This window comes from Hydrogenophaga intermedia, from assembly GCF_000723405.1.
Classification (GTDB): Bacteria; Pseudomonadota; Gammaproteobacteria; order Burkholderiales; family Burkholderiaceae_C; genus Hydrogenophaga; species Hydrogenophaga intermedia.
This window is the reverse complement of the sequence record NZ_CCAE010000010.1, coordinates 1-20739: the sequence shown is the minus strand read 5'-3', so window position 1 is coordinate 20739 and position 20739 is coordinate 1. Positions and strand designations below refer to the sequence as shown.

Below are 20739 nucleotides of genomic sequence, written 5' to 3'. Positions count from 1 at the left end.
AATGGCGCCGCCGCGGGCACGTCGCTTGCGTCCCCTACGCTGTCTTTTCACCCTCCCCAATGGAGTGCATCGCATGACCCAACGTCGCAACTTCAACCTGGCCGGTCTGGCCGCGGGCCTGATCCTCGCCGCCGGACCCGCGCTGTCGCAGGGCTTCCCGAGCAAACCCGTCACGCTGCAGGTGCCCTTCGCGCCCGGCGGCACCACCGACATCATCGGCCGCGTCATGTCCGAACCCCTGGGCAAGGCCCTGGGCCAGAACGTGATCGTGCTCAACCGCGCCGGCGGCGGTGGCGTGGTGGGCGCGCAGGAACTCGCGCGCGCCACGCCCGATGGCCACTACATCGGCGTGGCCACGGTCTCCACCACGGCGGCCAACCCGGCGATCAACCCCAAGATCCCGTACGACACGATCAACGACTTCACGCCGATCATGAACATCGCGGCCACGCCCAACGTGATCGCGGTGCACCCCAGCTTCCCGGCCAAGGACCTCAAGGCCTTCATCGCCGAGGTGAAGAAGAACCCGGGCAAGTACAGCTACGCCAGCTCCGGCACCGGCGGCATCGGCCACCTGCAGACCGAGCTGTTCAAGAGCCTGACCGGCACCTTCATCACGCACATCCCCTACCGCGGCGCGGGCCCGGCGCTCAACGACACCATCGGTGGCCAGGTGCCCATCATCTTCGACAACCTGCCCTCGGCGCTGCCGCACATCCTGGCCGGGCGTCTGGTGGCGCTGGCGGTGGCCGCGCCGGCGCGCGTGGCGGCCCTGCCCAATGTGCCCACCTTCAAGGAAGCGGGCCTGGAGCCGGTGAACCGCATGGCGTACTACGGCCTGATCGGCCCCAAGGGCCTGCCGGCCGACGTGGTGAGCAAGATCCACGCTGCCGCCAGCGAGGCGCTGAAAGACCCGGCGGTGCGCAAGCGCATCGAGGACACGGGCTCGATCGTGGTGGGCAATTCGCCGAGCGAATTCGCCGCGCAGATCAAGACCGAATTCGGCGTCTACAAGGAAGTGGTCGCCAAGCAGAAGCTCAAGCTCGACTGATGGCCGAGGCGAAGAAGGCCGACGAGCACCCCACGCTGTCGGCCTTCATCGACAGCCTCTGGCTCGAAGAGGGGCTGTCGAAAAACACGCTCGATGCCTACCGTCGCGACCTGGCCTTGTTCGACGCCTGGTTGCGTGCCCACGGCAAGGCCTTGCCCGAGGCGCTCGAGGCCGACATCCACGGGTACTTCGCCGAACGCCACGCGCAGACGCGCGCCACCACGGCCAACCGGCGCCTCACGGTGTTTCGCCGCTACTTCCGCTGGGCGCTGCGCGAGCGCTTCATCACCGCCGACCCGACGCTGAGGCTGTCCCCGGCGCGCCAGCCGCTGCGTGTGCCCAAGACGCTGAGCGAGGCGCAGGTGGAGGCGCTGTTGAACGCGCCCGACGAAGACACGCCGCTGGGCCTGCGCGACCGCACCATGCTGGAGCTGATGTACGCCAGCGGCCTGCGCGTGAGCGAATTGGTCACGCTCAAGACCTGGCACCTGGGGTTGGTGGAGCAGGTGCTGCGCATCACCGGCAAGGGCAACAAAGAGCGCCTGGTGCCCTTCGGCCAGGTGGCGGGCGACTGGCTGCAACGTTACCTCGCCGAGGGCCGTCCCACCATCCTGGGCGGCCTGTCTAGCGAGGATCTGTTCGTCACCTCGCGTGGCGCGCGCGCCGGTTCGGCCATGACGCGCGTGATGTTCTGGCAGTTGGTGAAGCGCTACGCGCGCGAGGCCGGCATCACGGCGCCACTGTCGCCCCACACACTGCGCCATGCGTTCGCCACGCACCTGCTCAACCACGGCGCCGACCTGCGCGCGGTGCAGATGCTGCTGGGCCACGCGGACATTTCCACGACGACGATCTACACGCACGTGGCGCGCGAGCGCTTGAAGACCGTGGTGGCGCAGCACCACCCGCGCGGGTGAGCTTGTCTACAGCGGCTTGAGCACCAGGCCGATCACCAGGCCCGTCGGCGTCACCGTGATCGGCCCTGGCTGCATGCCCATGGCGTCGATCGCCTTCAGGTCCTCGGGCTGCAACCGGTGCAGCACCACCTCCTGCAGCGACTGCTCGGCCAGCGCGGGGGCGTAGGCGTTGAGCATCTCCACCACGTCGGGCCGCAGCGAGGGGAAACGCAGGCGGCTCAGGCGCAACTGGTGCGCGCGCAGGGTGCGGTCGCTGGCCTCATAGCGCAGCGCGAAGTCGACGTCGAAGTTGCCCTGGTGCGCGCGATTCAACGCCGGGCCGGCGGCGTCCACGGCCATCTCGGCCCGCAGGCGGTTCTGCTCGGGCAACAAGAGCAGACGGGGCGTGCGCAAGTCCAGGTTGAGCACGCCGGGCACGGGGTAGCGCAGGGGGAAGCGCTGGGCCATGGCTTGCTGCAATTGCCCGATGGACACGCGGTGGCCCGGCGGTTGATCGGCGTCTGTCTCAGCCGCTCGGGCCACGGCCACGCCGCCGAGCGTGGTGGATGCAAAGGGGAGGATGAGGAGGGTTCTGCGCCGCATGGAAGGCGTTCGATGCGCGGCGCGGCTTGGGGTTCTGCCGCAAACGTCTCCAATTGTGCGAAGGCGCGGGGTCAGTCGCCCAGGGTGAAGAACATGGTCGCGCCGCGACCCACCTCGCCTTCGGCCCAGATCTCGCCCCCATGGCGCTGCACGATGCGCTGGGCAATGCTCAGCCCCAGGCCCGAGCCGCCGTAGTGCTGCTCGTCGTGCAGGCGGAAGAAGGCGCCGAAGAGCTTGTCGGCGTGAACCATTTCAAAGCCGCAACCGTTGTCGCGCACGTAGTACACCGCGCGTCCATTGCGGTTCTGTCGGCCCACTTCGATGTGGCCCTGGCGGCGTTCGCGCGTGAACTTCCACGCGTTGCGCATCAGGTTGTCGATGACGCTGCGGATCAGGGCCTGGTCGGCCTGAGCGTGCAGGTCGTCGGCGATGTCGATGCGCATGTCGCGCTCGGGTTCGGCCTCCCGCAGCGCGCGTTCCACCTCGTGCGCCAGCGCACCCAGGTCCACGTCGGCCCGCAACAGCGGCGCGCGCGAGAGCTTGGACAGGCTCAGCAAGGCGTCGATCAGCTCGCCCATGCGGCGCGCCGCATGGGCCATGCGCTGCAGCATCTGGCGCCCTTCGTCGCCAAGTGCATCGCCATGGGTTTCGATCAGGATCTGGCTCAGCCCCGATATGGCGCGGATGGGCGAGCGCAGGTCGTGCGCAGCGGTGTGGCTGAAGGCCTCCAGCTCGCGCACGTGCTGGCGCAACTCGGCGGTGCGCTCGACCACGCGTTCTTCCAACTGCTCGTTCACGCGCTGCACCGCTTCCAGCGACTGCTGCAGCCTGGCCTGGCTGTCGCTCAGCGCTGCCTGCACCTCGTGGCGCTCCAGCGCCATCTGCACCGTGGCGTGCAGCTCGCGCTCGGAAAACGGCTTGATGAGGTACCCATACGGCCGCGTGCGCCGCGCGCGCTCCAGGGTGGTGTCTTCGGAGTAGGCGGTGAGGTAGATGATGGGCAGGTCGAAGTCGCGGTTGAGCGCCGAGGCTAGTTCGATGCCGTCCATCTCGCCCTTGATGTGGATGTCCATGAGCACCAGGTCGGGCCGCTCGCGCGACACCAGGGCCAGGCCTTCCCTGCCGGATTCGGCCAGGCCCGTGATGTGGTAGCCCATGTGCTGCAGCCGCTGCTGCAGGTTGAAGGCGACGATGCCTTCGTCTTCGACGATCAGGATTTTCGAGGCGCTTGCGGTCATGAATCCCCCTCCAGTTCAAAGCGCAGCGTGAACCGGGTGGGGTTTTCGCGCTGAATCTCCATGGCGCCGTTGAGCTGGCGCGTGAGCAGTTGCACGAGCTGCAGGCCCAGTGTGGCGGTCTGCTCCAGGTCGAGCGATTCGGGAATGCCGTGCCCGTCGTTGCTCACGGACAGCTCGATCGTGCGTTCGCCGTGCTGTTGCACCGCGACAATGATCTGGCCGCCGCGCCCTTGCGTGAACCCGTGCTTGAGCGCGTTGCTCACGAGCTCGTTGATGATCAGGCCGCAGGGAATGGCCTCGTTGATCGGCAGCTTGACCTCGTGCGCATCGACCGCGATGGACACCAGGCCCGCCACCGAGCGGTACGACTCGGTGAGGCTGGGCAACAGCTCGTCGAGAAAGCGCTGAAAGTCCACCCGCGCGAAGTTGCGCGACTGGTACAGCGTCTGGTGGATCAGCGACATCGAACGGATGCGGTTCTGGCTGTCGCGCAGCACCTCCACCACCTCGTGGTCGTTGAGCTTGAGGGCCTGCAGGTCCAGCAGGCTGTGGATCACCTGCAGGTTGTTCTTGACGCGGTGGTGCACCTCGCGCAGCAGCAGGTCCTTCTGGGTAAGGGCGTCCTGAATGCGCTTTTCGGCCTGTTTGCGCTCCGACAGATCCAGGATCACCGAGAGGATCATCGGCCCCTCGCCCGTCTCCACGGGGTTGATGCCGATCTCCACCGGGAACTCGCTGCCGTCCTTGCGCAGGCCGCTGAGGTCGCGTCCCAGGCCCATGGGGCGGGCGGTGGTCTCGGCCAGGAAGCCCTGGCGGTAGTGCGGGTGGGCGGCGCGGTAGCGCTGAGGGATGAGGGTTTCGACGGGCTGGCCGATGAGCTCGCTGGCCTCGTAGCCGAAGGTGGTTTGTGCCAGTTGGTTGAGCCGCGTGATCTCGCCTCGCGGATTGACGACGATCATGGCAACCGGCATGCGGTGAAACGCCTGGCCCAGGTAGTCGTCCAGCTCGATGCGGCTGCTTGTCATGACATTGCATTCCTCCTTGTCAGGCATGCTATGTCACGAAACGTATCCACTCAATAGGCGTGTGGCCTGGGCACCGCAAGTTGAGGCTGCTGCGGCGCAGCAATGCAATGGGCGGCCACCGGCGTCAGTCCTCCAGCACGCGCACCTTCACGCCCTTGCCCTTGATGCGGCCCGCGTTGAGCCGGCTGGCCGCCTGCTGCGCGATGCTGCGCTCCACCGCCACGTAGGTGGACCACTCGTTCACGTTGATCTTGCCCACCTGCTCGCGCGCGTAGCCCAGGTCGGCCGTGAGCGCGCCCAGCACGTCGCCGGGGCGGATCTTTTCCTTGCGCCCACCCTGGATGTGCAAGGTCACCATGGGCGGCACCAGCGGGCCCTGGCCTGTAGGCACCAGCTCGCTCACCGGGTGCCAGGCCGACTCGCGGCCCTGCAACTGCTCGATCTTGCCCACGCTGCCCATCTCGTCCAGGCTGGCCAGGTTCAGCGCCAGGCCGCTCTCGCCCGCGCGCCCGGTGCGGCCGATGCGGTGGATGTGCACCTCGGGGTCGGGCGTCACGTCCACGTTGATCACGGCCGCCAGGCTGGCGATGTCGAGCCCGCGCGCGGCCACGTCGGTGGCCACCAGCACCGAGCAGCTTCGGTTGGCGAAGCGCACCAGCACCTGGTCGCGCTCACGCTGCTCCAGCTCGCCGAACAGCGCCAGCGCGCTGATGCCCTGGGCGCGCAGCACGGCCACCAGGTCGCGGCACTGGGCCTTGGTGTTGCAGAAGGCCAGCGCGCTCTCCGGGCGAAAGTGCGCCAGCAGGCGGCCCACCGTGTCCAGCCGCTCCGTTTCGCTCACCTCGTACCAGCGCTGCTCGATGCGCTCGCCGCTGTGCTGGGCCTGCACCGCCACCGTGACGGGCTCGCGCAGGAAGCGCGCGGCCAGCTGGGCGATGCCCTCGGGGTAGGTGGCGGAGAACAGCAGGGTCTGGCGGGCGGTGGGGCAGCGCTTGGCGACGGCGGCGATGTCGTCGAAGAAGCCCATGTCGAGCATGCGGTCGGCCTCGTCCAGCACCAGGGTGTTCAGCGCGTCCAGCGGCAGGCTGCCGCGTTCCAGGTGGTCCAGCACGCGGCCCGGCGTGCCCACCACGATGTGCGCGCCGTGTTCCAGCGAAGCGAGCTGCCCGCGCAGCGGCACGCCGCCGCACAGCGTGACGAGTTTGATGTTGTCGGCCGCGCGCGCGAGGCGGCGGATCTCGGTGCTCACCTGGTCGGCCAGCTCGCGCGTGGGGCACAGCACCAGCGCCTGCACGGCGAAGCGGCGCGGGTTCAGGTTGGCCAGCAGCGCCAGGGCGAAGGCGGCGGTCTTGCCGCTGCCGGTCTGGGCCTGGGCGATGAGGTCCTTGCCCAGCAGGGCCGGCGTCAGCGCGGCGGCCTGGATCGGCGTCATGGCCGTGTAGCCCAACTGCTCCAGGTTGGCCAGCGTGGCGGGGGAGAGGGGGAGGGTGCTGAAGGCGGTCGGGGAGGCGGAAGTCATCCCCGATTGTCGAGGTTTGTCCTGGTTTGTCCCGGTCGGGCCCGCTTCAGGGGTTCAGGGGTCGAGCAGGGCGTCCAGTTCGGGCTGGCTGAAGCCGGCGGCCCGCCGCGCCTCGTCGTTGAACGGCGGCCGCAGGCGCGGCGCCGCGTGCTCGCGCGCCAGGCGGCGGTAGTGGGACAAGGGCTCGATGCCCTGCTGCGCGCACAACCAGCCGTACCACCGGTTGCCCACCGCCACATGCCCGATCTCGTCGCGCAGGATGATGTCCAGGATCTCGACCGCGCGCTGCGCCTCGTGCTTCACCTCGCGCGCCGTCACCTGGCGCAGGCGCGCCTGGATCAGCGGCGTGGCGTCCAGGCCGCGGGCCTCCAGGGTGCGCGGCACCAGGGCCATGCGGGCCAGGGGGTCGTGCTGCGTCTTCACGCACATCTCCCACAGGCCGTTGTGGGCGGGGAAGTCGCCGTAGCCGTGGCCCAGTTCGCGCAGCAGATCGCGCAGCAGGCCGAAGTGCGTGGCCTCTTCGTGCGCCACCTGCAGCCACTGGCGGTAGTAGTCCAGCGGCAGGCCGGGGAAGCGCCACAGCGCGTCCAGGGCGAGGTCGATGGCGTTGAACTCGATGTGGGCGATGGCGTGCAGCAGGGCGGCCAGGCCGTCGCGCGTAAAGGGCGAGCGTTGGGCCACGGCCTGCGGCGGCACCAGTTCGGGGCGCGGCGGGCGGCCGGGCAGGGGCATCGCGGGGTCGGGTTCGATGGCGGTCTTTGTCGACCAGGCCGCCTCGTCGTCAGGCCCCAGGGCGCGCCAGCGTTCCCACAGCGCGTGCGCGGCCGCCACCTTGGCCGAAGGCTCGGCCGTGCACAGCGCGGCCAGGGCCTGTTCGCGCAGGCTGGGGGGCTTGTCGCGCGTGGGGAGCGATGGGGTGGGGGGCATCCCTACAATTCTAGGTTTCGACACCCACAGCACCCGAGGAGACCGCCGCATGGCACTGTATGAACTCGATGGCGTGGCGCCGACGATGGCCGAGTCGGCCTGGGTCGCCGACAACGCGCAAGTGATGGGCAACGTGCACCTGCACGAGGACAGCAGCGTGTGGTTCGGCGCCGTGCTGCGCGGCGACACCGAGACCATCACGGTCGGCAAGGGCAGCAACGTGCAGGACGGCACCGTGATGCACGCCGACTACGGCTTCCCGCTGGTGGTGGGCGAGCGCGTCACCATCGGCCACCAGGTCATGCTGCACGGCTGCACCATCGGCGACGAGTCGCTCATCGGCATCGGCGCCACCGTGCTCAACGGCGCGAAGATCGGCAAGAACTGCCTGGTGGGGGCGCGCGCCCTGGTCACCGAGGGCAAGGAGTTTCCCGACGGCTCCATGATCATCGGCAGCCCCGCCAAGGTGGTGCGCCAGCTCACGCCCGAGCAGATCGAGGGCCTGCGCCGCAGCGCGGCGCACTACGTCGAGAACGCCGAGCGCTACCGCAAGGGCTTGAATCGCGTCGGCTGAGCACCATCTGCCGAACTTTCGTCGAAGGAAATCCGTGTCCGAGCTCCACAAATTCGTGTTCGAAGGCCTGCCGGTGCGCGGCATGCTGGTGCGCATCACCGACGCCTGGCAGGAGATCCTGCAGCGCCGCGCGCAGGCCGGCGGCTACCCCGCGGCCGTGACCGAACTGCTCGGCGAGATGACGGCTGCGGCCACGTTGATGCAGGCCAACATCAAGTTCGATGGCGCCCTGGTGATGCAGATCCACGGCGACGGCCCGGTGAAGCTGGCCGTGGCCGAGGTGCAGCCCGACCTGCGATTGCGCGCCACCGCCAGCGTCACCGGCGAGGTGGCCGAGGACGCACCGCTGTCGCACATGGTCAACGTCACCAACCAGGGCCGCTGCGCCATCACGCTCGACCCGAAGGACCGTCAGCCTGGCCAGCAGCCCTACCAGGGCGTGGTTTCGCTGTTCGGCGACCGGCGCGAGAAGCTGGAGAAGCTCAGCGAGGTGATCGAACACTACATGCTGCAGAGCGAGCAACTCGACACCAAGCTGGTGCTGGCCGCGAACGACAAGATGGCCGCCGGCCTGCTGATCCAGCGCCTGCCGCTGCAGGGCGAGGGCAACCTCGCGGCCCAGTCGCAGCAGCGCGACGAGGACCAGATCGGCCGCAGCGAGGACTACAACCGCATCGCCATCCTGGCGAGCAGCCTCAAGCGCGAGGAGCTGCTCGAACTCGACGCCGACACCATCCTGCACCGGCTGTTCTGGGAGGAGAACCTGCGCCGCTTCGACCCGCTGCTGGCCGGCGCGGGGCCGCGCTTTGCCTGCACCTGCTCGCGTGAGCGTGTGGGCGGCATGCTGCGCTCGCTGGGTCGCGACGAGATCGAGTCCATCCTGGAAGAGCAGGGCCGGATCGAGGTCAACTGCGAGTTCTGTGGCGCGGCCTACGAGTTCGACCCGGTCGACGCAGCGCAGATCTTCCTGCAGCCACTGGCCCAGCCGCCCGGCACCGACCGGCCGCAGTGAACCTCAAGCGCCGCGGCGCGCGAGCAGAGCGCTGAACAGGCGGTGCTCGCAGTCCGGGTCGCTGCAGGCCTCGCACTGCCAGCGGCCCGAGCCTTCGCGCAGCAGCGGGTCGTCGGGCAGCAGCTCGCGGCCCAGCGCGGCGCCCACGGCGCGCAGGGCGGCGCGCAGGCGCTGCGTGCCCTGACCATAGACGGTCTGAAAGCCGATGCCCGCGCCCTGCAGTTCGCGGCGCAGAACGGTGTCGGTGGCCTCGCGCACGGCGGGGCTGTCGCGGAAGAAGCCGTCGGACACCCAGGGCAGGTCCAGGCCCATCAGCAGCGTCAGGCCCATGCGGCGCTGGGCGGCCAGGGCCTCGGGCCAGAGGCTGCGGTCGCTGAAATACAGCTCGCTGTAGGCCGCGACCATCAGCGCCGTGGTGTCGGCGATCACCACCCCGGCGTGCGTCGCCTCGATCAGGCGCGACTGTTCGGTCGCGATGGCGGCCTGCTCATGGGCCTGCGGGGCCCGGCCGGCCGCTTCACACCATTCGCGCAGGTGCTCGGGCACCAGCGCGCTGTGAATGCCCTGCGCCAGCAAGGCGGCGTGCAGCTGCCGCGCCAGCGTGGACTTGCCGCTGGACTCGCCGCCGAGCAGCGACACCGTGAGCATGGGAGAGGGGGAAAGGGCGCCGACCCGCGAAGGGTCAGCGCGCGATCTGCACGAAGATCTCGTTGGGCTTGACCATGCCGAGGTCCTGGCGCGCCAGTTCCTCGACCATCTCCAGCCCCTCCTGCAGGTCGCGCAGCTCGCTGGCGACCTGCGCGTTGCGCTGTTTGGCCAGCTCATTCGCCTCTTGTTGCGCGGCCAGGTCGCGGCGCAATTGCGCCACCTGCGGCACGCTGCCCCGGCCGAACCAGAGCTGCGCGTGCAGCACCAGCAGCAGCGCGACCAGCAGGCCGGGGATGAGGCGGTTCGCCATCGGTGGATCAGCGGAGGTTGTAGAACGCGGCGCGGCCAGGGTACACGGCCACCTCGCCCAGATCTTCCTCGATGCGCAGGAGCTGGTTGTACTTGGCCATGCGGTCCGAGCGCGAGAGCGAGCCGGTCTTGATCTGGCCGGCGTTGGTGCCCACGGCGATGTCGGCGATGGTGTTGTCTTCCGTTTCGCCGCTGCGGTGGCTGATGACGGCGGTGTAGCCCGCGCGCTTGGCCATCTCGATGGCGGCGAAGGTCTCGGTCAGCGTGCCGATCTGGTTGATCTTGATCAGGATCGAGTTGGCGATGTCCTTCTCGATGCCTTCTTTCAGGATCTTGGTGTTGGTGACGAAGAGGTCGTCGCCCACCAGTTGCACCTGCTTGCCCAGGCGCTCGGTCAGGTGTTTCCAGCCGTCCCAGTCGCCCTCGGCCATGCCGTCCTCGATGCTGACGATGGGGTACTTGTCGCACCAGGTGGCCAGCATGTTGGTCCACTCCTCGGCGCTGAGCTGCAGGCCTTCGCCTTCAAGCTCGTACTTGCCGTGCTTGTAGAACTCGCTGGCGGCGCAGTCCAGGCCCAGGGCGATCTGGTCGCCGGCGGTGTAGCCGGCGGCGGCGATGGCTTCCATCAGCAGTTGCAGCGCGGCCTCGTGGTTCTCCACGTTCGGTGCGAAGCCGCCTTCGTCGCCCACGGCCACGCTCATGCCCTTGTCGTGCAGGATCTTCTTGAGCGCGTGGAACACCTCGGCGCCCCAGCGCAGGGCCTCGCGGAAGCTCGGCGCGCCCACGGGGATGATCATCAGCTCCTGCAGGTCGAGGTTGTTGTTTGCGTGCGCGCCGCCGTTGATGACGTTCATCATCGGCACGGGCATCTGCACCGCGCTCATGCCGCCGAAGTAGCGGTACAGCGGCAGGCCGGCTTCCTCGGCGGCGGCACGGGCCACGGCCATGGACACGGCCAGCATGGCGTTGGCGCCCAGGCGGCCCTTGTTCTCGGTGCCGTCCAGGTCGATCAGGGTCTTGTCCAGAAAGGCCTGCTCGGACGCATCGAGGCCCAGCACGGCCTCGCTGATCTCGGTGTTGATGTGCTCCACCGCCTTGAGCACGCCCTTGCCCAGGTAGCGGCTCTTGTCACCGTCGCGCAGCTCGATGGCCTCGCGCGAGCCGGTGGACGCGCCCGAGGGCACGGCCGCGCGGCCCATGACGCCGCTTTCCAGCAGCACGTCGCATTCGACGGTGGGGTTGCCGCGGCTGTCCAGCACTTCGCGGCCGACGATGTCAACGATGGCACTCATGAATCAAGGGTCCTCTGGTCAAAGTCAAAAGAAAAGGGTGCGCGGGTTCATGCGTTGAACCGGTCCTCGAGGTAACCGTTCTTCTTGGTCACCGCATCGAGCGCCAGCAGGGTTTCCAGCAGGGCGGGCATGTGCTTCAGCGGCACGGCGTTGGGGCCGTCGCTCAGGGCCTTGGCCGGGTCGGGGTGGGTTTCCATGAACAGGCCGGACACGCCGACGGCCACCGCCGCGCGCGCCAGCACGGGCACGAACTCACGCTGGCCGCCGGAGCTGGTGCCCTGGCCGCCGGGCAACTGCACGCTGTGGGTGGCGTCGAACACCACCGGCGCGCCGGTCTCGCGCATGATGGCCAGCGAGCGCATGTCGGAGACGAGGTTGTTGTAGCCGAAGCTTGCGCCGCGTTCGCAGGCCAGGAAGCTGTCCTCGGGCAGGCCGGCGTCGCGGGCCGCGTCGCGCGCCTTGTCGATGACATTCTTCATGTCGTGCGGCGCAAGGAACTGGCCCTTCTTGATGTTCACCGGCCGCCCGCTCTGCGCCACGGCGCGGATGAAATCGGTCTGGCGGCACAGGAAGGCCGGAGTCTGCAGCACGTCGCACACAGCGGCCGCGGGGGCGATGTCGTCCTCGCTGTGCACGTCGGTGATGACGGGCACGCCCAACTGGGCCTTCACCTTGGCCAGCACCGCCAGGCCGGCTTCGCGTCCGGGGCCGCGAAAGCTCTTGCCGCTGCTGCGGTTGGCCTTGTCGAAACTGCTCTTGAAGATGAAGGGGATGCCCAGCGAGCCGGTGATTTCCTTCAGCCGCCCGGCCACGTCCATCTGCAACTGCTCGGACTCGATGACGCAGGGACCGGCGATGAGGAAGAAGGGCTTGTCCAGTCCGACGTCGAATCCGCAGAGCTTCATGGGGTGTGTCCTCAGGCCACGGCCTTGGCGGGCTGGCGCTGCGCCTGGTGCGTGAGCGCCGCCTTGATGTAGGCGTTGAACAGCGGGTGGCCGGCCCAGGGCGTGGACTTGAATTCGGGGTGGAACTGCACGCCCACGAACCAGGGGTGCACGGACTGCGGCAGCTCCACGATCTCGGTGAGCTGCTCCCGCTGGGTGAGGGCGGAGATGACCAGCCCGGCCGCGCGCAACTGGTCGAGGTAGTGCACGTTGGCCTCGTAGCGGTGGCGGTGGCGCTCGGTCACCACGTCGCCGTAGATGCTGTGCGCCAGCGTGCCCTTGGCGACGTCGGAGCTTTGTGCCCCAAGGCGCATGGTGCCACCCAGGTCGGAGTTCACGTCGCGCTGCTGGATGCTGCCGTCCGCGTCTTTCCACTCGGTGATGAGGGCAATGACCGGGTGCGGCGTGGCGGGCTCGAACTCGGTGCTGTTGGCGTCCTTCAGGCCGGCCACGTGGCGCGCGTATTCGATGGTGGCGACCTGCATGCCCAGACAGATGCCCAGGTAGGGCACCTTCTGCTCGCGGGCGAAACGCGCCGCGCAGATCTTGCCTTCGATGCCGCGCTTGCCGAAGCCGCCGGGCACCAGAATGGCGTCGAAGCGGCCCAGCACCTGGGCCACGTTGGCCGGCGTGATGGTCTCGGAGTCGACGTAGTCGATGGCGACCTTGGCCTGGTTCTTCAGGCCGGCGTGGCGCAGGGCCTCGTTGAGCGACTTGTAGCTGTCGGACAGGTCGACGTACTTGCCGACCATGGCGATCTGCACCGTGGCCTGCGGGTTCTCGACCGCGTGCACGAGGTCGTCCCAGCGCTTGAGGTTGGCCGGCGGCGTGTTCAGGCGCAGCTTGTCGCAGATGAGGCCGTCCAGGCCCTGCTCGTGCAGCATGCGCGGCACCTTGTAGATGGTGTCCACGTCCCACATGCTGATCACGCCCCACTCGGGCACGTTGCTGAACAGGCTGATCTTGGCGCGTTCTTCGTCGGGGATGCGGCGGTCGGCGCGGCAGAGCAGGGCGTCGGCCTGGATGCCGATGGCGCGCAGTTCCTTGGCGGTGTGCTGCGTGGGCTTGGTCTTGAGTTCGCCGGCGGCGGCGATCCAGGGCAGGTAGCTCAGGTGCAGGAAGGCCGAGCTGTTGGGGCCCAGGCGCAGGCTCATCTGGCGCACGGCCTCCAGGAAGGGCAGGGACTCGATGTCGCCCACGGTGCCGCCGATCTCGACGATGGCCACGTCCACCGCCTCGGGTGTGCCTTCGAGCGAGCCCTTGCGGATGAATTCCTGGATTTCGTTGGTGACGTGCGGGATCACCTGCACCGTCTTGCCGAGGTAGTCGCCGCGGCGTTCCTTCTCCAGCACCGACTGGTAGATCTTGCCCGTGGTGAAGTTGTTGGACTTCCTCATGCGCGTTTCGATGAAACGCTCGTAGTGGCCCAGGTCCAGGTCGGTTTCGGCGCCGTCGTCGGTGACGAAGACCTCGCCGTGCTGGAAGGGCGACATGGTGCCCGGGTCCACGTTGATGTACGGGTCGAGCTTGATGAGGGTGACTTTGAGGCCGCGCGATTCGAGCAGCGCGGCGAGAGACGCAGAAGCAATGCCCTTGCCCAGGGAGGACACCACACCGCCGGTGACGAACACGTATTTGGTCATGACTCGGGCGAGCCCGGGGGCTCGCACAGGTGGGAAATTCCGATTATAGGTGGCCCCTCCCGGATGACCCGCCCGCCTGGGTGTTCATGTGTAGCACTGCTACATTGCGCCTCCATGAGCGATCTCGCGGGAAAACACATCGTGCTGGGCCTCAGCGGCGGCGTGGCCTGTTACAAGGCGGCCGAGTTCTGCCGCGGCCTGGTGAAGGCCGGCGCCACCGTGCAGGTGGTGATGACAGAGGCGGCCGAGCACTTCATCACCCCGGTGACGATGCAGGCGCTGTCGGGTCGCACGGTCTACAGCTCGCAGTGGGACGCCCGCGAGGGCAACAACATGCCCCACATCAACCTCAGCCGCGAGGCCGACGCCATCGTCATCGCCCCGGCCAGCGCGGACTTCATGGCCAGGCTGGTGCACGGCCGCGCCGACGACCTGCTCTCTTTGCTGTGCCTGGCCCGGCCCAGGGAGCGCGTGCCGCTGCTGGTGGCGCCGGCCATGAACCGCGAGATGTACGCGCACCCCGCCACGCAGCGCAACTTGGCCCAGTTGCGCGCCGACGGCACCGTGGTGCTGGGCGTGGGCGCGGGCGAGCAGGCCTGCGGCGAGACGGGTGACGGCCGCATGTTGGAGCCGGACGAGTTGCTCTACGAGGTGGTGCGCCACTTCCAGCCCAAGGTCCTGTCGGGCCGGCACGTGCTCATCACGGCCGGGCCCACCTTCGAGGCCATCGACCCCGTGCGCGGGCTCACCAACCGCTCCAGCGGCAAGATGGGCTTCGCGCTCGCGCGCGCCGCGCACGAGGCCGGCGCGCAGGTCACCTTGGTGGCCGGCCCCGTGGCCCTGCCCACGCCGCGCGGCGTGCAGCGGGTGGACGTGATGTCCGCGCAGGACATGCAGCGCGCTGTGCAGGCCAGCGCCGACGCGGCAGATGTCTTCATCGCCGCCGCCGCCGTGGCCGACTGGCGTCCGGCCAACGCGGCTGGCCAGAAGATCAAGAAGGACGGCAGTGGCGAAGTGCCCGCCCTGGCCTTCGTGGAGAACCCCGACATCCTGGCCGGCGTGGCGCAGGGCGCGCGCGCCAAGGGCGGGGCGCTCTACTGCGTGGGCTTCGCCGCCGAAAGCCACGACCTGCTGGCGCACGCCCAGGCCAAGCGCGCGCGCAAGGGCGTGCCGCTGCTGGTGGGCAACATCGGCCCCGACACCTTCGGCCGCGACGACAACGCGCTGCTGCTGGTGGACGAGGGCGGCACCACCGAGTTGCCGCGCGACGGCAAGCTGGCGCTGGCGCGCCGGCTGGTGGCGGAGATCGCGCGCCGCCTGCCGCGCGGCTGAGCCAGCGCCTCTGAATCCCTGCGGGCGCTGGCCCCGCGCAAGGCGCAGGCGGGCGGCTCAGGCGTGGATCGCCGAGCGCGCGGTGGGCTGCAGCCGCAGGCTGCTGGGTGTTCCCGCGAGCCAGGCCGAAGGCCCGCTCTGCAGCGCGTGCGACCAGACGCCGCTGCGCTCGAACGCGTCGAGCGCCTGCAGGTCGGGGAACCGTGCGAAGCCCACGAGCACCTGTTCGCCCTCGCGCACCGGCAGGCGCGGAAAGTTGTTCGGCGCGCTCTCGGTCACGTACCAACCCAGCACCTCGGCACCACCGCTCTGCCAGCACGGCGTGAGGGCCTCACGGCAGTGGCGCAGCACCTCGGCGCTGGCCGGTTCGCGCAGGGGCAGCACCACGGCGCTGAGCACGCCCGCGGGCGCCGGGCCCCCCGCGTCACGGGCTCGATGGCGCGCCCGCATCGACACGCCCGCGCCCGGCCAGGCGGGCCGCAGCAGCAGCACGTCATCGGAATCGATCATGGTGGCATTGGCGGCGTCGCGGTGCTCGTGCCACACCGGCCCGCCATAAAACGCCGCCAGCCCACCGGCCCGGCTGGCCATGTCGGTGAAGCCGCGCAGCCAGACGAAGCGGTCGGGCGCGTCCAGGTCGCGGAACTGGCCCATCACGGCCATGCCCAGCGCCTCCTGCGGTTCGACGAATTCGCGGTCGAAGAGCTCGATCAGCGTGTCGCGCTGGCCCAGGCGCAGGGTGTACTGGCGCAGTTCGAGCACCTGGCAATCGATGTCGAGGGCGGTCACCCCGTCGGCGCTGCGTGGCGCCACGCGCTCGAATTCCATCACCCAGTTGACCTCCCAACTGATCCCGCCGTCTTCCGAAAAGGCCTGCTGCCAGCGCGCGCGGTCGGGGCCCTGGCGCTGCCAATGGAAGCGCACGCGGATCGCGCGGCCTTCAAACATGTCTTCGCCATCGAAGACGCCCTCGTCTCCGTGGAATCGGCCGACGACCGGCGCATCGAGGCACCCCGTCGCCGGGTCGATGCCACCCCCTTCGTTGGTGACCCAGTGGATGCTCCAGAGGTTGGTGACGGGGTTGAACACACGAAGCGACATGCCCACCCAACCTGGCCGCCAGCCCGGCGCCACCAGGGTGTCGAAATTGATCACCCCGCCCGGCAGGTGCTGGTTGTGCGTGGTGGCGTCGAAGGTCTCCCAGTCGTCGCTGCCCTGCAAGCGGTGTTTCAGGCGCCGCTGGCGGGTGGTCCAGTGGCCGACCAGGAAGTCGAAATCGTGCGCGGCGGTGGTCGGGGTGGTGGCCGGTGTGTTCATGGTGGGTGCCTCGTGGTGATGGGGTGCGCGATCCTCTCAGCACCAATACGACAAGGCATGTCATGATTGAAAACCGATGAAAGCCAGCCGCCTCTTGTCCATCCTCATGCTGTTGCAGGCAAACGGCCGAATGACAGCCGGCGCGCTGGCCCGCGCGCTCGAGGTGTCCGAACGCACCGTCTTGCGCGACATCGACCAGCTCTCCGCGGCCGGTGTGCCGCTGTGGGGCGAGCGCGGTCACCAGGGCGGCTTCCAGTTGCAGCCCGGGTGGACGACGCGCCTCACCGGCATGACAGGCGACGAGGCCAACGCCCTGCTGCTCGCCGGGCTGCCGGGGCCGGCGACGGCCTTGGGGCTGGGCGAGGCAGCTGCCTCGGCGCGGCTGAAGCTGGTGGCCAGCGTGCCGACGCCCTGGCGCGACAGCGCCGCCGTCGTGGCGGACCGGCTGCACATCGATCCGCTCGACTGGTACCGCGAACCGGACAACCCCGCCTTTCTGCGCGAGGCGGCGCAGGCCGTGTGGCGCGGCCGGCGCCTGCGGGTGGCGTACGCGAGCTGGCGCGGCACGTCCGAGCGCGAACTGGAGCCGCTGGGCCTGGTGCTCAAGGCGGGCGCCTGGTACCTGGCGGCGCGCGAGGCCGGCCAGACCGAGGTGCGCACCTGGCGCCTGGCCAGCGTGCGCGGGCTGACGGTGCTGGGCACGGGTTTTCGTCGCCCGCGCGGCTTTGACCTCGCGCGCCATTGGCAGGCGTCGCTCGCACAGTTCGAAGCGGCCCGGCGTCCGCTGCGCGCGTGTGTGCTCGCCTCCCCACGGGCGCTGGTCTGGCTGGCCAACGCCCGCCACCCTGGTGTGCCCATGGAAGCACCGCCCCATGTCCGCGTGCCACCGGGTTGGCGCTGCCTGGCCGTGCCGCTCGAGTCGGTGGAGCATGGCGCGCGGCAGATCCTGGGCTATGGCGCCGAGGTCGAGGCGATCGAGCCCGCCGCGCTGCGCGCGGAAGTCGGGCGCCTGGCAAAGGCCGTGGGGAAGCGCCACGCCACTCTTTCTCATCCATGAAAACTCTCTCACGTATGTGAGAGCTTGACCCGGAAGCATTGCGCCGCCGCACCCGCGCTCGACATACTCGTTCTCAACCGAGACACACGGGTATGTTCAAGAGTTTGATCGTCGAGAAGAACGGGCCGGTATGGCGCGTCGTCCTCAACCGTCCCGAGGTGCGCAATGCGCACGACCTCGAGATGTTCAAGGAGTTGGTCCAGGCCTTCTCGGAGGTGGAGGACGACCCCGATTGCCGATGCGCCATCCTCACGGGCGCGGGTGACATGTTCAGTGCGGGACAGGACTTGCGCTTCACCCGCTCGGCCGACGCCCAGGCCATCGACGCCTATGGCCGCTGGAACACTCAGGCCCGCCAGCGCATCCAGCGCAACTTCAAGCCGGTGATCGCGGCGGTCAACGGGCCGGCCATCGGCGGCGGCTGCTACCTGGCCACCGCGTGCGACCTGGTGGTCGCGGTCGACACGGCCTTCTTCCAGATGCCCGAGATCCGCGCCGGCAACCACGCGGGCGGCGCTTTCCTGTTCACCATCGGGCGCGCGCGTTCGCTCGAACTGACGCTGTTGGGCGGGCGGATCAGCGCGCAGCGGGCCGAAGCGTGGGGCCTGATCAACCGGGTGGTGAGCGCGCAGGACTTCGAGGCCGCCGTGGACGACTACGCGCAGGCCCTGGCCAAGCTGCCGCCGCTGGCGCTTCGCTACACCAAGTCCGCCTGCAACCTCTTGCTGGATTCGGCCGGTTTTTCTGGGCACATGGAGGCCGGCGGCCCGATGCAGCGCTACCTGGGCCTCACGCCCGACGGCCGCGAGGCCAAGCGCGCGTTCGTCGAGAAGCGCGATCCGGTGTTCACGGGCGCGTACCCGAAGGTGGCCGAATGACCATGCAGGCACTGGAGGGCGTTCGCGTCCTGGACTTCACCCACGTGCTCGCGGGGCCGATCGCCACCTACCACCTCGCCTTGCAGGGCGCGGAGGTCATCAAGCTGGAGTCGGCGACCGGCGACACCATGCGCCACTACGGCGGGCAGACGCACGTGGACGGCGTCAGCCCGTCGTTCGCTTCGGTGAACTCGGGCAAGCGGTCCATCGTGCTCGACCTGAAGGACCCGAAGGACAGCGAGACCGTGCGCCAACTGGTGGCGCAATGCGACGTCGTGGTCGAGAACTTCCGGCCGGGCGTGATGGACCGCTTGGGCTTCGGCTACGAGGCCTGCCAGGCCCTGCGGCCCGATCTCGTGTACTGCTCGATCTCCGGCTTCGGGCAGACCGGCAGCCTGCGCGGCAACCCGGCCATCGACCAGATCATCCAGAGCATGTCGGGGCTGATGACCTTGTCGGGTGAGCCGGAGAGCCCGTCGATGCGCGTGGGCTTTCCCATCGTCGACACCTTCACCGGCGTGCTGGCCGCGCACGCGATCACCACGGCGCTGCTTCGCCGCGAGCGCACGGGGCAGGGCGAGTACCTCGATGTCGCCATGCTCGACGCGGCGATGAACATGATGATTTCGGTGGCGGGGCCCTGCCTGGCCGGCGGCGTGCGCCCGCGCAAGCAGGGCAACCTGGGCTACAGCAACTCCCCCACGGCCGACACCTTCGAGACCGGCGATGGCGAGATCACGCTGGGCGTGGTGCGCCAGGAACAGTTCGAGCAACTGGCCGCCGCCCTGGGCAGGGAAGACCTGTTGAGCGATCCGCGCTTCGCCGATCGCGGGGGGCGCCAGCGCCACGCGGCGGCCCTGCGCGAGGAAGTGACCGCGGCGCTGAGCCGGCACGGTGCGCTGGCGTGGGAGGCGATCTTCGCGGCGCAGGGCGTGGCGGCCAGCGCCGTTCGCGACCTGCCGACCGCGCTCGCGCACCCGCACCTCGATGGCCGGGCCCTGAAGCTCGACAGCGAGCTGCCCGATGGCACGCCGATCCAGGTTCTGGGCCCGGGCTACATCGCCCGGTACAGCGGCGTGCGGCCGCCCGGGCGGCCACCGCGGCTGGGCGAACACCAGGCCGAGGTTCTTGCACAGATGGGCGAGCGAGCCGCCCGCTGATTCGCGGCCGACAGGCCACTCACCGACCGACCACAAGGAGACAGACATGCACCGAAGAAACCTGATCGGGGGCGCAGCGGCCCTGGCGCTGCTGGGCAGCATGGGCGCCCACGCCCAAACCGGCGACTGGCCGTCGCGGCCCATCCGGCTGGTGTCGCCGTTCGCGGCGGGCAGCACCAGCGACACCTCGGCGCGTTTCATCGCCCAGCACCTGTCGACGGCGCTGGGCCAGCCCGTGACGGTGGAGAACTTCCCCGGCGCCGATGGGCGCCTGGGCATGATGCAGGCCAAGAATGCACCGGCCGACGGCTACACCATGGTGCTGGGCAGCTGGACCAACCTGGCGGTCAACGCGGTCCTGATCAAGGACATGCCCTACGACCCGGTCAAGGACTTCAAACCGGTCGCGGGCATCGGCCGCAGCATGCTGGGCGTGGCGGTATCGGGCCAGTCCCCCATCACCACCTGGCAGGAACTGGTGGCCGCGGCCAAGAAGAAGCCCGGCGAGCTCAACTACGGCAACTTCGCCACCGGCTACCGGCTGGCCACCGAATGGTTCTCCCACCTGGCCGGCATCCGCTTCACCTACGTGCCCTACCGCGCCACCGGGCAGATGAACACCGACCTCGCCGGCCGGCAGATCGACGTGGCCATGGACGGCGTGACCTCCATGTCGGCGATGGCCAAGTCGGGGCAACTGCGCCTGCTGGCCGTCACGGGCGAGCAGCGGCACCCCGAGTTCCCGAACGTGCCGACGCTCAAGGAGTTCTACCCGGACTACACGGTCTACGGCTGGTCGTCCCTCATGGTGCGCACCGAGGTGCCGGATGCGATCGCGGAGCGCGTCGCGGCCGAGGTGCAGAAGATCATGTCGTCCCCCGAAGGCAAGGACTTCGCGCGCCGTGCGGGCTCGGACCTGCTGCTGCGCAACACGGACCGGATGCGCGAGTTCCAGGTCCAGCAGATCAACACCTTCAAACGCGTGGCCGAGGCGGCCGGCATGAAGCCCGAATGACGGCCACCCGCCTGGCCAAGGAAGCACATTCATGAAACTGGGAAGTTGTTTGCGTGGTGGCCGGCCGGTCCCCGTGCTGTTCACCGACGACGGCGTGCACGACCTGCAGGTGGCATTGGCCGACGCGGCGTTCCTCGAACGCGAGGGCCTGGCGCCGCAGCGGCTGAGCCTGCTGGACCTGATCGCCGCCGGCGATGCGGCCCTGGCCGCCTTGCGGACCCTCGCGGCCGATCCCTCGCGGCTGGCGCGCGCGCGCCTGGCCGCTGGCGAGGGCCGTGTGATCGCCCCCATCCCCCGCC

The 20739-nt window shown here is 69.2% G+C and carries 20 protein-coding genes and 1 pseudogene; 10 read left to right on the top strand and 11 right to left on the bottom strand.

Annotated features, from left to right (window positions below; translation table 11 throughout):
* Positions 1 to 73: 73 nt before the first annotated feature.
* Together BN948_RS08445 and xerD are read left to right on the top strand one after the other, a co-directional pair.
* Positions 74 to 1051 (top strand): tripartite tricarboxylate transporter substrate binding protein BugE, encoded by a 978-nt coding sequence (locus BN948_RS08445; protein ID WP_009519141.1) that lies wholly within the window; start codon positions 74 to 76, stop codon positions 1049 to 1051.
* The gene (xerD, locus tag BN948_RS08440) at positions 1051 to 1968 is read left to right on the top strand and encodes a site-specific tyrosine recombinase XerD (protein WP_009519140.1); all 918 of its coding nucleotides are present in this window, start codon (positions 1051 to 1053) and stop codon (positions 1966 to 1968) included. Before BN948_RS08445 ends, xerD begins: the two co-directional genes overlap by 1 nt.
* A gap of 6 nt (positions 1969 to 1974) precedes the next feature.
* Here the strand turns inward: xerD and BN948_RS08435 are convergent, their stop codons facing one another.
* From BN948_RS08435 to BN948_RS08415, 5 genes are all read right to left on the bottom strand, one after another.
* Positions 1975 to 2550 (bottom strand): hypothetical protein, encoded by a 576-nt coding sequence (locus tag BN948_RS08435; protein ID WP_009519139.1) that lies wholly within the window; start codon positions 2548 to 2550, stop codon positions 1975 to 1977.
* A 71-nt stretch (positions 2551 to 2621) separates the two neighbouring features.
* The gene (locus BN948_RS08430; protein ID WP_009519138.1) at positions 2622 to 3788 is read right to left on the bottom strand and encodes a sensor histidine kinase; all 1167 of its coding nucleotides are present in this window, start codon (positions 3786 to 3788) and stop codon (positions 2622 to 2624) included.
* Positions 3785 to 4813 (bottom strand): sensor histidine kinase, encoded by a 1029-nt coding sequence (locus BN948_RS08425; protein WP_069902923.1) that lies wholly within the window; start codon positions 4811 to 4813, stop codon positions 3785 to 3787. Before BN948_RS08425 ends, BN948_RS08430 begins: the two co-directional genes overlap by 4 nt.
* Before the next feature lie 124 nt (positions 4814 to 4937).
* Positions 4938 to 6332, bottom strand: a complete 1395-nt coding sequence (gene dbpA / locus BN948_RS08420; protein WP_009519136.1) for an ATP-dependent RNA helicase DbpA — start codon at positions 6330 to 6332, stop codon at positions 4938 to 4940.
* Between the two features lie 54 nt (positions 6333 to 6386).
* Complete coding sequence (locus tag BN948_RS08415; protein WP_009519135.1) at positions 6387 to 7259, bottom strand: ferritin-like domain-containing protein; 873 nt, start codon at positions 7257 to 7259, stop codon at positions 6387 to 6389.
* A gap of 49 nt (positions 7260 to 7308) precedes the next feature.
* On the opposite strand from BN948_RS08415, the gene BN948_RS08410 reads away from it, so the two are divergent.
* Together BN948_RS08410 and hslO are read left to right on the top strand one after the other, a co-directional pair.
* The gene (locus tag BN948_RS08410; protein ID WP_009519134.1) at positions 7309 to 7833 is read left to right on the top strand and encodes a gamma carbonic anhydrase family protein; all 525 of its coding nucleotides are present in this window, start codon (positions 7309 to 7311) and stop codon (positions 7831 to 7833) included.
* 34 nt (positions 7834 to 7867) lie between these two features.
* Positions 7868 to 8845 carry an Hsp33 family molecular chaperone HslO gene (gene hslO / locus BN948_RS08405; protein ID WP_009519133.1) on the top strand — a complete coding sequence of 326 codons (978 nt, stop codon included), beginning with the start codon at positions 7868 to 7870 and terminating at the stop codon, positions 8843 to 8845.
* Positions 8846 to 8848: 3 nt separating this feature from the next.
* On the opposite strand, the gene BN948_RS08400 is transcribed toward hslO, so the two are convergent.
* From BN948_RS08400 to BN948_RS08380, 5 genes are read right to left on the bottom strand one after another with little or no spacing between them, the layout of a single operon-like run.
* Entirely contained in the window at positions 8849 to 9493 is a 645-nt protein-coding gene (locus BN948_RS08400) for an AAA family ATPase (RefSeq protein ID WP_009519132.1), read from the bottom strand.
* A gap of 34 nt (positions 9494 to 9527) precedes the next feature.
* Positions 9528 to 9803 (bottom strand): septum formation initiator family protein, encoded by a 276-nt coding sequence (locus tag BN948_RS08395; protein ID WP_009519131.1) that lies wholly within the window; start codon positions 9801 to 9803, stop codon positions 9528 to 9530.
* Between the two features lie 7 nt (positions 9804 to 9810).
* Positions 9811 to 11094 carry a phosphopyruvate hydratase gene (gene eno / locus BN948_RS08390; protein ID WP_009519130.1) on the bottom strand — a complete coding sequence of 428 codons (1284 nt, stop codon included), beginning with the start codon at positions 11092 to 11094 and terminating at the stop codon, positions 9811 to 9813.
* Between the two features lie 47 nt (positions 11095 to 11141).
* The gene (gene kdsA / locus BN948_RS08385) at positions 11142 to 11999 is read right to left on the bottom strand and encodes a 3-deoxy-8-phosphooctulonate synthase (protein WP_009519129.1); all 858 of its coding nucleotides are present in this window, start codon (positions 11997 to 11999) and stop codon (positions 11142 to 11144) included.
* A gap of 11 nt (positions 12000 to 12010) precedes the next feature.
* Positions 12011 to 13681 (bottom strand): CTP synthase, encoded by a 1671-nt coding sequence (locus BN948_RS08380; protein ID WP_009519128.1) that lies wholly within the window; start codon positions 13679 to 13681, stop codon positions 12011 to 12013.
* Between the two features lie 114 nt (positions 13682 to 13795).
* Here BN948_RS08380 and coaBC point away from each other — a divergent pair, with 114 nt between their 5' ends.
* Positions 13796 to 15013, top strand: coding sequence for a bifunctional phosphopantothenoylcysteine decarboxylase/phosphopantothenate--cysteine ligase CoaBC (coaBC, locus tag BN948_RS08375; protein WP_009519127.1), 1218 nt, complete (start codon positions 13796 to 13798; stop codon positions 15011 to 15013).
* A 57-nt stretch (positions 15014 to 15070) separates the two neighbouring features.
* Here the strand turns inward: coaBC and BN948_RS27245 are convergent, their stop codons facing one another.
* A complete protein-coding gene (locus BN948_RS27245; RefSeq protein ID WP_009519126.1) occupies positions 15071 to 16330 on the bottom strand; it encodes an NIPSNAP family protein in 1260 nt (419 codons plus the stop codon).
* A gap of 76 nt (positions 16331 to 16406) precedes the next feature.
* Between BN948_RS27245 and BN948_RS08360 the strand changes: the two genes are divergently transcribed.
* From BN948_RS08360 to BN948_RS08340, 5 genes and pseudogenes are all read left to right on the top strand, one after another.
* Positions 16407 to 17387: a helix-turn-helix transcriptional regulator gene (locus BN948_RS08360; RefSeq protein WP_009519125.1), complete on the top strand. Its 981-nt coding sequence runs from the start codon at positions 16407 to 16409 to the stop codon at positions 17385 to 17387.
* Between the two features lie 92 nt (positions 17388 to 17479).
* Positions 17480 to 18265, top strand: coding sequence for an enoyl-CoA hydratase/isomerase family protein (locus BN948_RS08355; RefSeq protein WP_009519124.1), 786 nt, complete (start codon positions 17480 to 17482; stop codon positions 18263 to 18265).
* A complete protein-coding gene (locus BN948_RS08350; protein WP_009519123.1) occupies positions 18262 to 19425 on the top strand; it encodes a CaiB/BaiF CoA transferase family protein in 1164 nt (387 codons plus the stop codon). The genes BN948_RS08355 and BN948_RS08350 overlap by 4 nt, the downstream gene beginning before the upstream one ends.
* 46 nt (positions 19426 to 19471) lie before the next feature.
* Entirely contained in the window at positions 19472 to 20440 is a 969-nt protein-coding gene (locus BN948_RS08345) for a Bug family tripartite tricarboxylate transporter substrate binding protein (protein ID WP_009519122.1), read from the top strand.
* A gap of 31 nt (positions 20441 to 20471) precedes the next feature.
* A pseudogene (locus BN948_RS08340) lies at positions 20472 to 20739 on the top strand (fumarylacetoacetate hydrolase family protein); the annotation flags it as partial.